This is a genomic window from Achromobacter maghribensis (genome assembly GCF_057334215.1).
Genome location: NZ_JBHFII010000029.1, coordinates 106,418 through 119,094, shown reverse-complemented (window position 1 = coordinate 119,094; position 12,677 = coordinate 106,418). Strand labels below are relative to the sequence as shown.

The following is a 12,677-nucleotide window of genomic DNA, read 5'->3' as shown; positions in this document are numbered from 1 at the left end:
CGGCGCGCGGCGCCCATTTCACTGCCGGGAGCCATCCATGGAATCCTTTTCCGAACTCGGGGCCATCCTGCTGATGCAGGGCTTCAACGGTTTATCGGTCTTCAGCGTGCTGTTGCTGATGGCCTTGGGCCTGGCGATCATCTTTGGCCAGATGGGCGTCATCAACATGGCCCATGGCGAGTTCCTGGCGGTGGGCGCCTATTGCACCTATCTCTGTTCCGAACTGGTCCAGCAGTACGCGCCCGGCTTGATGCCGGCCTACTTCTTCATCGCCATCCTGTTGGCCTTTGCCGTGACTTTCGGCCTGGGCTGGCTGGTCGAGTGGCTGATGATCCGTCATCTCTACCGCCGGCCACTGGACACGCTGCTGGCGACCTGGGGCTTGTCGCTGGTGTTGCAGCAAACGCTGCGCTCGCTGTTCGGCCCGCGTGAAGTCAGCCCCACGCTGCCCGACTGGCTGATGGGTTCCTGGCAGCCGCTGGACGGCGTGGACATCCCCATCAACGGCCTGTTCGTCATGTCCATCAGCATCCTGCTCACCGGCGGGCTGCTCTTGGCATTGTTCCGCTCGACCTGGGGCCTGCATGTGCGCGCCACGGTGCAAAACCGCGCCATGAGCGGCGCGGTCGGCATCGATACGAAGCGCGTGGACCGCGTGACGTTTTCGCTGGGTTGCGGTATTGCCGGTATTGCCGGCGCGGCCTTCACGACCATCGGTTCCACCGGCCCGACCAGCGGCTCGCTCTACATCGTCGACACCTTCCTGACGGTGGTGTTTGGCGGCGCGGCCAGCCTGTTCGGCACCATCGCGTCGGCCTTCGTCATTGCGCAGACGCAATCGATCTCGGAGTTCTTCATGACGGGGTCGATGGCAAAAGTGCTGACCCTGTCGGCCATCGTGATCATTCTGATGCTGCGCCCGCAAGGCCTGTTCAGCATCAAGGTACGCAAGTAGGGGCGCATCATGCAGAAATTCTTTCGCAATGTCGTGGGTGGGCGCGAAGGGCTGGCCGGGCTGGTGATTCTGGCGCTGCTGCTCTTTGTGGTGTTTCCGCTAGGTCTGGACGTCTTCCGGCTCAATCTCATCGGCAAATACCTGTCCTATGCCTTTGTCGCGCTGGGCCTGGTGCTGTGCTGGGGCTATGGCGGCATCCTGAGCCTGGGCCAGGGGGTGTTTTTCGGCTTGGGCGGTTACTGCATGGCCATGTTCCTGAAGCTGGAAGCTTCGACGCCGGAGGCCACCAAGATTCAGTCCACGCCCGGCATTCCCGACTTCATGGACTGGAACCAACTGACCTCGCTTCCCTGGCTCTGGGTGCCGTTCAAAAGCTTCTGGTTCACCTTGATGGCGGTGCCGGTGCTGCCTTGCCTGCTGGCCTTGATTCTGGGTGTGGCCATGTTCAAGCGCCGCGTGGGCGACACCTATTTCGCCATCGTGACGCAGGCCGTGGCCCTGATTCTGTCGGTGCTTATCATCGGCCAGCAAGGCTGGACCGGCGGCGTCAATGGCATCACCGATCTGAAGACGCTGCTGGGCTGGGATATCCGCACCGACAGCGCCCGGCTGGTGCTGTATTTCATCAATGGCGTGCTGCTGTTTGCCTGCATCCTGTTCGGCCGCTACCTGCTTTCGTCCAAGCTGGGCAAGCTCTTGATGGCCATGCGCGACAAAGAAGAGCGGGTGCGCTTCTCGGGCTATGACGTCGCCAGTTTCAAGGTCTTTGTCTTCTGCGTGGCCGCCGTGTTCTCGGCCATCGGGGGGGCCATGTTCACCTTGCAGGTCGGTTTCATGTCGCCTTCCTTCGTGGGTATCGTGCCCTCCATTGAAATGGTGATCTTCGCCGCGGTTGGCGGCCGCCTGTCCCTGCTGGGCGCGGTCTACGGCACGCTGCTGGTCAACTTCGGTAAAAGCTATTTCTCCGAGGCATTCCCGCAGCTGTGGCTGTTCCTGATGGGCGGCCTGTTCATTGCCGTCGTGATGGCCTTCCCCAACGGGCTGGCTGGTCTGTATCACCAATATGCCCAAAAACGCCTGGCGCGCAAAGCATCGCGCCGGCAGGCGGATGGCGCCACGGAGGCCGCATGAACCCGTCCGAGTTCGCGTTGTACGTCGAAGGCCTGACCGTCTCGTTCAACGGCTTTGTCGCCGTCAACGACCTCAACCTGTATGTCGATCAGGGAGAGCTGCGCGTGATCATCGGCCCCAATGGCGCCGGCAAGACCACGCTGCTGGATCTGATCTGCGGCCGCACCAAGGCCACCGCCGGCTCCATCCGCTTCAAGGACACCGAGCTGACCGGCCTGGCCGAGTATGAAATCGTGCGCGCCGGCGTGGGCCGCAAATTCCAGACCCCCTCTATCTACGAAACCCTGTCCGTTCGCGAAAACCTGGAAGTGTCGTTCCCGGCCGGGCGCAGCGTGTTTGGCGCGCTGACCTTCCGGCGTAGTGCGGCCGTGATCGAACGGGTCGAGCAGGTGGCCGAAGAGATTTTTCTTGCCGATCATCTGGACCGCTCGGCGGAGTTGCTCTCGCACGGCCAGAAGCAATGGCTGGAAATTGGCATGCTGCTGATGCAGGAGCCCGAGCTGATGATGCTGGACGAACCGGTGGCCGGCATGAGCGTGTCCGAGCGTGAGCGCACCGCCGAATTGCTCAATCGAATCAGCCGCAATCGATCGCTCATCGTGATCGAGCACGACATGGAATTCGTGAAGAACATCGCGCACAAGGTCACGGTGCTGCATCAGGGCCGTGTGCTGGCCGAGGGCAGCATGGACAAGGTGCAGTCCGATCCGCGCGTGGTTGAAGTCTATCTCGGCCACTGAGGCCAGGAGGCAATATGTTCAATATCGCTGGCCTGGTTTCAGGCTATGGCCAAAGCAAAGTTATCCATGGTGTCGACCTGGCCGTGGCGTCCGGTGAAATCGTCGCCGTGATGGGCCGAAACGGCATGGGCAAGACCACGCTGTTCAAAACCATGATGGGCTTGCTGCCCACTATGCAGGGCTCGATCTCGTTGGACGGCAAGGCGCTGGAACGGCTGGAGAGCCATCAGCGCGTGCGCAACGGAGTGGCTTACGTGCCGCAGGGCCGCATGATCTTCCCGACGCTGACCGTTGAAGAGAACATCCGTACCGGCATGCGCGGGCGGGCACTACGCGACACCATTCCGGAAGACATCTACGCCCTGTTTCCGGTGTTGCACGACATGCGCGGCCGGCGTGGCGGCGATCTGTCGGGCGGGCAGCAACAGCAGCTTGCCATTGCCCGCGCCCTGGTCACCAACCCGCGCGTGCTGCTGCTGGACGAGCCCACCGAAGGCATACAGCCGTCCATCATCAAGGACATCGCCCGCAGCCTGCTGGAAATCCGCAAGCTGCGCAATCTGGCCATCGTGGTGTCCGAACAAGTCTTGAGTTTCACCATGCAGATCGCCGACCGGCTCATCGTGATCGACAAGGGCCGCTTCGTGCACGAAGACCCGCGCGAGCGCGTTGACGAGAAGACGATCAGCAAATACCTGTCTGTCTGAAGTCGTTGTCCATCTTAAAGGAGCATGACATGCCTGAAACCCTGATCAAGGTCGACCTGGCCCAATCCCCCTACGAAAACGAAGGCGTGCACAATCGCTGGCATCCCGATATTCCCATGGCGACGTGGGTCAGGCCGGGCGATGATTTCGTGCTGGAAACCTACGACTGGACGGGCGGCGCGATCAAGAACGATGACGATGCCTCTGACGTGCGCGATGTGGACCTGTCCACGGTGCACTTCCTGTCCGGCCCGGTCGGCGTCGAAGGCGCCGAGCCCGGTGACCTGCTGGTGGTGGACTTGCTGGATATCGGCGCCAAGCAGGAAAGCCTGTGGGGCTTCAATGGCTTTTTCAGCAAGACCAATGGCGGCGGATTTCTGACCGAACACTTTCCCTCGGCGCAAAAGTCGATCTGGGATTTTGAAGGCATGTTCACGACCTCGCGTCATATCCCTGGCGTGCGCTTCGCCGGCCTTATCCATCCGGGCTTGATCGGCTGCCTGCCGGATCAGGCGCTGCTGGACACGTGGAATGAGCGTGAACAGAAGCTGATAGACAGCGACCCCGAGCGCGTTCCGCCCCTGGCCAATCCGCCGGCGCCCAAGACGGCGCACATGGGCAAGCTCAAGGGGGCCGAGCGGGATCGCGCTGCCGCCACCGGCGCACGCACCGTACCGCCGCGCGAACACGGCGGCAATTGCGACATCAAGGATCTGTCGCGCGGTTCGCGGGTGTTCTTTCCCGTCTACGTCAACGGTGGCGGCCTGTCGGTGGGCGACCTGCACTTCTCGCAGGGCGATGGCGAGATCACCTTCTGCGGCGCCATCGAAATGGCGGGCTGGGTGCATATGCGGGTGTCGCTCATCAAGGGCGGCATGGCCAAGTACGGCATTCGCAATCCCATCTTCAAGCCCAGCCCCATCACGCCCAACTACAAAGACTATCTGATCTTCGAAGGCATTTCGGTCGATGAAGGCGGCAAGCAGCACTATCTGGACGTGCACATCGCCTATCGCCAGGCCTGCCTGAACGCCATTGAGTACCTGAAGAAGTTTGGCTATTCAGGCGCGCAGGCGTACTCGATTCTGGGCACGGCGCCGGTGCAGGGCCATATCAGCGGCGTGGTGGACATTCCCAATGCCTGCGCGACGTTGTGGCTGCCGACCGAGATCTTCGACATCGACATCCAGCCCAACGCGCTGGGCGACGTACCGCAGATAACGCGTGGCATGGACATGCCCATCGCCAAAGACCTTTGAGGAGCCGCCATGCCGCTCTATGACTATCGCTGCCAGGACTGCGGCGAGTTCGCCGTGCTGAGGCCCTTGTCGCAATGGCGTGACCCCGCGCCTTGCCCCGATTGCGGTGGCGCCTGCGAGCGCTTCGTCAGTGGCGCGCCAGCGGTCTCGGCGCTGTCCTCGGCAATGAACCGAGCCCGCGCGGTCAACGAACGCGCCGCCCATGAACCTCGCAGCACCCGCAGCGGCCACGGCATGGGTTGCGGTTGTTGCTCAGGCGCCAAAGCCACGGGCCGAACACGCCAGACCGCCGACGGCGGCAAAACCTTCGCCGGCGCCCGGCCGTGGATGATCAGTCACTGAAAGCGGGCAGCGACGGGCGCAGGTTCCGAGTGCGCTGGCAAGCTGGACGGACAGGCCGCTGCCGTCTGCTTGCCAATTAGTCCATCTGAATGTTTGCGTGCTGGATGACGGGCGTCCATAGCTTCAACTCATCCGCCATGATCTTGGCGGATTCTTCCAGGTTGCTGGCAAACGGCACGGCGCCTTGTCTTGCCAGAGCGGCCACGAACTCCGGTTCCTTGGTGATCGCCACCACGCCATCCTGAATTGTCTGCAACACCGCTCGGGGGGTGCCGCTGGGAGCCATGACGCCGTACCAGGAATCCAACACGACATCCTCGACTCCCCCTTCGGCAAAGGTCGGCACATCCGGAATGACAGAGACGCGCTTATCTGACGCCACGCCCAGAAGGCGGACCCTGCCAGCGTTGACGAGCGGCAGCACATTGGGCAGGTTTACGAACAGCGCGTTGACCTGGCCTGCCTGCAAATCGGTGGTGGCCGGCGCCGCGCCTTTATAAGGAATATGCGTGAGGCGGACATTCGCGCGATCCTGGAAAATCTGACCTAGCAGGTGATTGATCGATCCTATCCCGGCCGATCCCATGTTGATCGCGTCTGGATGGGCTTTCGCATACGCTACGAATTCAGCCATCGTGTTGGCCGGCGTGTTTTTCGAGACTGCGAGCACGTTGGGTACGGAGGCAAACGTCGCTGCCATTACCAGGTCCTTATTACTGTCGAACGCCAGCTTTTTGTACAGCAAGGGCTGCATGACTTGCCCTTGCGTGCCCACCAACAGGGTATAGCCATCTGCCGGCGCCTTGGCGACAAAACCCGTGCCGACGACGCCGCCGGCTCCTGCCCGATTCTCGACAATGACCTGCTTGCCAAGGTGAACGCTCAGGCGCTCTGCGATCAAACGGCCCATGACGTCGACCGTGCCGCCTGGCGCGAACGGCACGACCAGGGTGATAGGTTTGCTCGGATAAACCTCGGCATGGGCCGTCATGCAGAAACTCAATGCAATGGCGGTCAGGGCGATTTTCTTGAACATCGGGATGCTCCTTGGCGGTGAACGGAGGAAATATCTGGTGAGGCAAATCAGGCAGGGCGTTCCTGGCGCAACCATTGCGCGACGGCCTGCGCCCGGGCAGCCGTGGCGGCGGCGAGCTTGTCTTCGCACGCCTTGAGCCACGTCCGCTGTGCGGCGACGGTAGCGAGTGCGGATTGCGTAAGCTCGTCTATCTGCGATGCGGCCGTGCCACCGGCGGAAGTTCGTGTCTGCACGAATGCGCGGGCCTCCAGGCAGCCGCGGACTGCATCGGTCGACAGGCCTGGAGTGGGAAGGTCCAACGCAACGGCCGCATGGCGCAACAATTCGGCGTTGACGCCACCCACTGGAATGCCCTGGTCCACGCACTCGCGTACAAGGCGCGCCACCAGGCTGTGAGCCTCCCGAAACGACAAATCGCTTTCCCGCACGATCTGATCGGCCAAGTTGGTGGCCGTGGACCAATTCTCGTTGGCAACGTGCTCCATCCTGGTCTCGTTTACCGTCAGGGTCGCCACGATGGCCGCCATCAGCGTCAGACTGCCCTGGGTAGCCGTGAACGCCGAATCAAGAATGGGCACCTCGCGCATCACCACGTCGCCCGTCCCTTCTGCGCGGAATGTGGCCAGCGCGGTGGCAAGCCACGTCGTCGATCCACCTGCTGCAAACTTCACGGCCTCCAACCCCGCAGGATTCTTCTTTTGAGGAAAGATGGAGCTCGTGCCGCAGAACTCATCCGCCGTTTGCACAAAGCCGAACTCATGGCTGGACCACACATGCAGATCCGTTGCCAGGTCGTTGAGCGTAGCCATCACAAACGACAGCGCGCCTGCCATCTCGGCGGCGTAGTAGGCCTCGCGCGCCAGCTTTGAATTCACAACCAGCCCATCAAACCCCAGCAGTTCTCGCGTGCGTTCACGATTGATCGGCCAGGCGGTACCGGCCAAGCCAGCGGCTCCCAGTGGGCTCAGGTTGACCCTGGCATAAGTCTCCCGCAGTCGATCGAAGTCGTCGGCCAACTTGCTGCAGAACGACAGCAGATAATGGCCGAATGTGGTCGGATGGGCGTGCTGCAGGCACGTATACCCGGGCATCACCGTGTCGTCATGGCGCGCCGCCAGATCGAGAATTGATTCCTGTAGTGCGATGAGGTCATTCATCACTTCGACTAGATGGCGTCGCTTATACAGCCTGCGCACCGTTGGCCCCTGGTCCAGGCGGCTGCGGCCCGTATGCATACGACCGCCGATCGACTCTCCCACCCGATCGAACAGGAACGCCTCCACCTGCAGCAAGAAACTGCCCTTTGCCGGATCCATCGGGAAGTGGCTGGCGCCCAAGGCAGCGATCTCTTCCAGGGCCTCCAGGATCACTCGCGCGTGAGTGGGCCCAAGGATTCCCTGCTCCGCCAACATGATCGTGTGGGCGATATCGACCTGAAGATACTCATCGAACTGCCGGACTTCTCGCTCAAGATGAGGCTTCTCGTAGAACTCCACGATCAGCCGGGATGGTGGGGACTGGAGCCGTGCTTCAGCCAGAGTCCGGCTGGATAGGGTGTTGGGGGTGCTGTTCATCAAACTCTCGGCCACTGTGGGTAAAAAGGCGGGCGTATCTCAATACTTGTTCGCTGACGCCAATATAGGTAGCGGGTCCTCATCCGTCCAATTGATTCAAATGCTACGATCCGATAAGAAATATTGATGGGGAAGTGGCATGGAGTTGAGACAGATTGAAGCCTTCGTATCGATCGCGACATTGCGGAGCTTTCGCGCGGCGGCGAATCGCCTGTACATCACCCAGCCGGCGATCTCCATGCGGCTGGTGGCGCTGGAACGCGAGGTAGGTGCTCAGCTTATCGATCGCAGTGGCGGCGACGTCCAACTAACGGCGAAGGGCATGCAGCTTTTGCAGCTGGCCGAACAGATGCTGGAGACCTCGACCCGCTTCAAACAGTTGGCGGACGGGCAGCAGAACCAGATGCAAAAGGTCCGAATCGGCGCTACGGGCACCATCGTCAGCGCGTGGATCGTTGACCTGTTTTCAGAAATCGCCCGGGATCTGCCCCATCTGACCGCCGAACTGGTCGTCGACACCTCGCCGCGTTTGCGCGATCTGCTGGAACGGGGCGAACTGGACCTGGCGATCATCATGGGCAGCACACTGAGTGCCGGGGTGCGCAACCTGCCGCTGGTACGGTATCGGAACCAGTGGATTGCCAGCCGGTCCCTGCGTCTGCCGAAAACGATGTCACTGCGGGAATTGGCGGCGTACCCGATCATGACCTACGCACGGGATTCGGCGACATACGGGTCCGTCGAGGAACTGTTCCGCAACAACGGCCTGTGGCCGGTGAAGCTTAGTTCAACCAACTCGACGGAGGCCTTGCTGGGGATCACCGAGGCAGGCTGGGGCATCGGTGTGATCAGTGAAGCCTGCATGACGGGTGGCAAGCATGCAAAGTCGCTTCGGGTCATCACGTCCGACGTGCAGCTGCCGGAGTATGAGTACGTCGCGTCCTACCACATGGATTCGGTCGGGCGCGCAGGCATGATGGTGGCGGAGATTGCGCGGCGGGTGTGTTGGCGATTGCAGGAGCGAAAAAGCTGAGCTCTGGTCGCTAAAGCGCTGGTGGCCGACGGCCGGCGCCCGAGCCACAATGTCATTCTTCAACAGGCCGTCGCTGACGGCCTGTTTTTTTGACAGGGCGCCGTTTCGCCCGGTGTCAGCGCTCTTGTTAGAACTGTTGCGGGTGCAGGCCGCGGTTGCGGGCGGTTGCACGGGCTGCGTGGCGCTCGTCGGTCGGCAAATAGACCGCGCAGAGAAAGTTCACGCCGGCAATGATAGCGAACATCACCGCCAGGGGCGGCCAGTTCAGGCCGAACTTGTGCGCCACCCAGAGGCCCACCAGCGGCGTGGTGCCGCCGAAAATCGCGCCGCAAAGCTGAAAGCTGAGCGAGATGCCGGTGTAGCGCATCTCGACCGGAAAGGCCCTGGGCAAGTACGGCGCCAGCACCGCGTAGTACGCGCCGATCAGGAAGATGGCCACCAGGATGCCGATCGCGATATTTCCGATGTCGCCTGTCAGGATGAGCATCATCATTGGCACGGACCACAGCGTCGACAATGCCGTTACCCAAATCAGGAAGCGGCGCTCGCCGATCTTCATGGCGATGTACGAGGCGAGCGGAAAGCTGATCAGCTCGACCACGCCGGCCCAGGTCACCACGTCCAGGATCTGGGGGCGCGTAATGTTCAGGTAGGTAGTGGTGTAGGTAATCATCAGCGTCGTGACGAAATAGAAGCCCGATATGCCTAGCAGGCATAGGCCTATTCCCAGCGCCAGCGCGCGCTTGCGTTCGCGCAGGATCAGGCCGATGGGCGCAATGTGCTCCTTGCGCTTTTGCTTCAGGCGGTCTTCCAGTTCAGGGCTCTCGTTTACGCCGCGGCGAATGATGAACGCCACCAGCACCAACGCGCCGCTGATGATGAACGGCAGGCGCCAGCCCCAGCTCAGGAAATCCTCCTTGGGCAGTTCCGACACGAGACGAAACACGCCGGTCGCCAAGATCAGCCCGATGGGACTGCCATACTGAGGCGCCGACGCCAACAGCGTGCGCCATTTTGGTGGCGCATGCTCGGCCGCAATTAGGACCGCGCCGCCCCATTCTCCTCCGACGGCGATGCCCTGCACCAGACGCAGTGCCACCAGCAGGATGACGGCGCTCAGGCCGATGGAGTGATAGGACGGCAACAGGCCGATCAGGGTCGTGGCGATACCCATGACCACCAGGGTGATGATCAGGCTCTGCTTGCGCCCCACGCGGTCGCCCAGATGACCGAAGATCAAAGCGCCGAACGGGCGCGCGAAGAACCCGATGGCGAACGTGCCCAACGAGGCCAGCGTGCCCATGAAGGGATCGTCGGTCGCGAAAAACACGTCACCGAATACCAGCGCCGCGGCGGTGGCGTAACAGTAGAAGTCGTACCACTCGATCATCGTGCCGAAAAATGCTGCCGAAGCAGCGCGAACCGGCTGGCGCCGGCTGCTCTTGCCGTCCATGTAATTCCCCTTGTATGCCTTGATGGCTGGCGTTGACGATAGCAGCGACTGGCTATATCTTGTATAGCCACAAATGCCAACGTTATAAGGCCACTTTAATGAAAGAAGTGCTGCTGTCCGATCTACTGTCGGGCGCGCTCACGCGCGAATCGGATCAACCTCTGCAGCGGCAGATCTACGAGATCGTGCGCCGCGGCGTGCTGGATCACACGCTGGTCGCCGGACAGCGCCTGCCTTCGTCGCGGGCCCTGGCGGCGGAACTGGGAATCTCGCGCATCACGATTTCCCTGGCCTACGACCGACTGATCTCCGAGAGCTATCTGACCGCCCGCGAAGGCAGCGGCACTTTTGTCGAACACACGGGTGAGCGCCCGCTGGCGGCGATGTCGCCGCAGACCCTGGCACGACAGCGCCTGGGTCTTTCCGCCCGTGGCGAAGTCACTGGCGGCGGCACCGGCGGCCTGGGGCAGCACACCGGCGCTTTCGTGCCAGGTATCGCCGACGCGAGTCTCTTCCCTTTTCACATCTGGAAGCGGTTGTTGTCGCGCCATCTGGGCAAATCCAACTTGGCGCTGGCTGGTTACTCGAAGGACGGCGCGGGCTTTCTTCCGCTGCGCGCGGCCATTGCGAACTACCTGCGCATTTCGCGGTCGGTCGTATGCCGGCCCGAACAGGTCATCGTTACCGCGGGCACCCATCAATCGGTGGACCTCTGCACGCGCCTGCTGGCCGACGCCGGCGATGCCGCGATGGTGGAAAGCCCTTGTCACTGGGCCTTCCCGCCCCTGATGACCGCAGCGGGGATCCGCGTCCATCCGGCCAACATCGATGGCTTCGGCGTGAACCTCTCCGCCAGCAAGGTGCCAAAGCGCGCGAAGTTGCTGATCACCAGTCCGTCGCACCAGTACCCCACGGGCGTGGTGATGCCGCTCGCGCGGCGGCTGGAGTTGCTGCAGAACGCCCGCGCTGGCGGTCTATGGATCATCGAAGACGATTACGACAGCGAGTTCCGCTACGACGGCGCGCCGATTCCGTCGCTGCAGGGCCTGGACACCGACGGCCGTGTCATCTACATGGGTACGTTCAGCAAGACCATGTTCGCCGGGCTGCGGATGAGCTACATGGTGGTCCCCGAGCACATCGCGCACGCGTTCTCCAACGCTTGCGCCCGCATCTATCGCCCGGGACACCTGCATCTGCAGGCCGCGTTGGCGGACTTCATGAACGACGGACATTTCTCGCACAACATCAAGCGCATGCGGCTGGAATACGCCGAGCGGCAGCGTCTGCTGCGCGATGAGCTGGGACGGCAGGTGGGCGGCCTGATCGAACTGTCACAGGCCAAGGCGGGGTTGCACATGTATGCGCGCTTGCTGTCGGACGTGTCAGCTTCCGTCCTGGTGGCGCAGGCGGAAGCCGAGAATATCGTGGTCGGCTTGCCGCATTTCCTGCCCGATCATGCCCAGGACGACCGCAATGCCGTGGTACTGGGATATGGTGGCGTGCCCGGCCAGCAGATCCCGGCGGGTGTCGAACGTTTCGCGCGTGCGCTGGACCGCGCCAGCGCCGCCGCGCCCAAGCCCAAGCCGAGGCGCCGCCGCTCCGTGCCTGCCTGAGCGCGGTCGCGCGCTCAGCAGCCAACGCGCCCGGCACTGCCTACAGCACGGTGAACACGTCGTCGGCGGCTTGCAGCAACTGATCCGCATTCTCCAGGCTGAACGGCAATTGCGGCCGCAGCTTGATGACGTTGCCGCGCAGCCCGGTCGCGCTGAGGAGCACGCGGCGCTCGCGCATCAGGTTGACGAAGCGGTGCGTCGCCTGCGTGGCCGGCTCCTTCGCGCCGCGGTCCGCGACCAGTTCTATCCCGATGAACAGGCCATCGCCGCGCACATCGCCGATCCATGCGTGCTTGCGCCCCAGCTCGCGGAATTTCTCCCGCAGATAGGCGCCGGTGCGCGCCGCGTTCGCCTGCAGGTCCTCGTCCTGGATCACGTCCAGGGTCGCCAGGGCGGCTGCGCTGGATACCGGATTGCCGCCGAAGGTATTGAAGTAGCGGGCGTCGCGGCCGAAGCGTTCGAAGATCTCGGGACGCGCCACGACCGCGGCGATCGGGTGGCCATTGCCCATCGGCTTGCCCATCGTGACGATATCGGGCGTCAGCCCGTGGCGCTGGAATCCCCACATGCAGGAGCCGGTGCGCGCAAAGCCCGCCTGCACTTCGTCGGCGATAAAGAGCCCACCGGCGGCGCGGATCGCCTCGACGGCCGGCGCCAGAAAGCCTGCCGGGTCGGTATAGACGCCGTCGCTGGAGAATATCGTGTCCACCAGCAAGGCCGCGGGCCGTATGCCATGGCGCAACATGTCGTCGATGGCTTCCTGCACCTGCGCGGCGAACCAGGCGCCGATGGTCGCCGGATCCTGCAGGTACGTGTCCGGCGCGCCCACGG

12 protein-coding genes are annotated in these 12,677 nt (G+C 62.6%); 8 read left to right on the top strand and 4 right to left on the bottom strand.

Annotation, left to right across the window (positions count from 1 at the left end; genetic code table 11):
• Positions 1-37: 37 nt before the first annotated feature.
• The 6 genes from urtB to ACE039_RS12935 are packed head-to-tail and all read left to right on the top strand — an operon-like array spanning position 38 to position 5,134.
• On the top strand, positions 38-955 hold the full coding sequence (gene urtB, locus ACE039_RS12960) for an urea ABC transporter permease subunit UrtB (protein ID WP_105559008.1): 918 nt from the start codon (positions 38-40) through the stop codon (positions 953-955).
• A gap of 9 nt (positions 956-964) precedes the next feature.
• Positions 965-2,086, top strand: a complete 1,122-nt coding sequence (gene urtC, locus ACE039_RS12955; protein WP_313456465.1) for an urea ABC transporter permease subunit UrtC — start codon at positions 965-967, stop codon at positions 2,084-2,086.
• Complete coding sequence (gene urtD / locus ACE039_RS12950) at positions 2,083-2,826, top strand: urea ABC transporter ATP-binding protein UrtD (protein WP_050448137.1); 744 nt, start codon at positions 2,083-2,085, stop codon at positions 2,824-2,826. The genes urtC and urtD overlap by 4 nt, the downstream gene beginning before the upstream one ends.
• Positions 2,827-2,840: 14 nt before the next feature.
• On the top strand, positions 2,841-3,533 hold the full coding sequence (urtE, locus tag ACE039_RS12945) for an urea ABC transporter ATP-binding subunit UrtE (protein ID WP_105559006.1): 693 nt from the start codon (positions 2,841-2,843) through the stop codon (positions 3,531-3,533).
• A 29-nt stretch (positions 3,534-3,562) separates the two neighbouring features.
• A complete protein-coding gene (gene fmdA / locus ACE039_RS12940; RefSeq protein WP_485822556.1) occupies positions 3,563-4,792 on the top strand; it encodes a formamidase in 1,230 nt (409 codons plus the stop codon).
• A 9-nt stretch (positions 4,793-4,801) separates the two neighbouring features.
• On the top strand, positions 4,802-5,134 hold the full coding sequence (locus ACE039_RS12935) for a zinc ribbon domain-containing protein (RefSeq protein WP_310033810.1): 333 nt from the start codon (positions 4,802-4,804) through the stop codon (positions 5,132-5,134).
• A gap of 76 nt (positions 5,135-5,210) precedes the next feature.
• Here the strand turns inward: ACE039_RS12935 and ACE039_RS12930 are convergent, their stop codons facing one another.
• Both ACE039_RS12930 and argH read right to left on the bottom strand, forming a co-directional pair.
• Entirely contained in the window at positions 5,211-6,170 is a 960-nt protein-coding gene (locus tag ACE039_RS12930; RefSeq protein ID WP_485822555.1) for a Bug family tripartite tricarboxylate transporter substrate binding protein, read from the bottom strand.
• Between the two features lie 47 nt (positions 6,171-6,217).
• Positions 6,218-7,744 (bottom strand): argininosuccinate lyase, encoded by a 1,527-nt coding sequence (argH, locus tag ACE039_RS12925; RefSeq protein WP_485822554.1) that lies wholly within the window; start codon positions 7,742-7,744, stop codon positions 6,218-6,220.
• Between the two features lie 139 nt (positions 7,745-7,883).
• On the opposite strand from argH, the gene ACE039_RS12920 reads away from it, so the two are divergent.
• Positions 7,884-8,777: a LysR family transcriptional regulator gene (locus tag ACE039_RS12920; protein WP_448711784.1), complete on the top strand. Its 894-nt coding sequence runs from the start codon at positions 7,884-7,886 to the stop codon at positions 8,775-8,777.
• 127 nt (positions 8,778-8,904) lie between these two features.
• Here the strand turns inward: ACE039_RS12920 and ACE039_RS12915 are convergent, their stop codons facing one another.
• Positions 8,905-10,230, bottom strand: a complete 1,326-nt coding sequence (locus ACE039_RS12915) for an MFS transporter (RefSeq protein ID WP_485822553.1) — start codon at positions 10,228-10,230, stop codon at positions 8,905-8,907.
• Between the two features lie 98 nt (positions 10,231-10,328).
• Here ACE039_RS12915 and pdxR point away from each other — a divergent pair, with 98 nt between their 5' ends.
• Complete coding sequence (pdxR, locus tag ACE039_RS12910) at positions 10,329-11,846, top strand: MocR-like pyridoxine biosynthesis transcription factor PdxR (RefSeq protein WP_485822552.1); 1,518 nt, start codon at positions 10,329-10,331, stop codon at positions 11,844-11,846.
• A 40-nt stretch (positions 11,847-11,886) separates the two neighbouring features.
• Here the strand turns inward: pdxR and ACE039_RS12905 are convergent.
• Positions 11,887-12,677: aspartate aminotransferase family protein (locus ACE039_RS12905; protein WP_485822551.1), on the bottom strand; the 791-nt coding region annotated here is incomplete at its 5' end.

Bases quoted from the DNA above. Each gene is read 5' to 3' on its own strand.
- ACE039_RS12930 (WP_485822555.1), bottom strand. From the start codon at position 6,170: ATGTTCAAGAAAATCGCCCTGACCGCCATTGCATTGAGTTTCTGCATG.
- urtD (WP_050448137.1), top strand. From the start codon at position 2,083: ATGAACCCGTCCGAGTTCGCGTTGTACGTCGAAGGCCTGACCGTCTCG.
- urtC (WP_313456465.1), top strand. From the start codon at position 965: ATGCAGAAATTCTTTCGCAATGTCGTGGGTGGGCGCGAAGGGCTGGCC.
- urtB (WP_105559008.1), top strand. From the start codon at position 38: ATGGAATCCTTTTCCGAACTCGGGGCCATCCTGCTGATGCAGGGCTTC.
- ACE039_RS12915 (WP_485822553.1), bottom strand. From the start codon at position 10,230: ATGGACGGCAAGAGCAGCCGGCGCCAGCCGGTTCGCGCTGCTTCGGCA.
- argH (WP_485822554.1), bottom strand. From the start codon at position 7,744: ATGAACAGCACCCCCAACACCCTATCCAGCCGGACTCTGGCTGAAGCA.
- fmdA (WP_485822556.1), top strand. From the start codon at position 3,563: ATGCCTGAAACCCTGATCAAGGTCGACCTGGCCCAATCCCCCTACGAA.
- urtE (WP_105559006.1), top strand. From the start codon at position 2,841: ATGTTCAATATCGCTGGCCTGGTTTCAGGCTATGGCCAAAGCAAAGTT.
- ACE039_RS12920 (WP_448711784.1), top strand. From the start codon at position 7,884: ATGGAGTTGAGACAGATTGAAGCCTTCGTATCGATCGCGACATTGCGG.
- pdxR (WP_485822552.1), top strand. From the start codon at position 10,329: ATGAAAGAAGTGCTGCTGTCCGATCTACTGTCGGGCGCGCTCACGCGC.
- ACE039_RS12935 (WP_310033810.1), top strand. From the start codon at position 4,802: ATGCCGCTCTATGACTATCGCTGCCAGGACTGCGGCGAGTTCGCCGTG.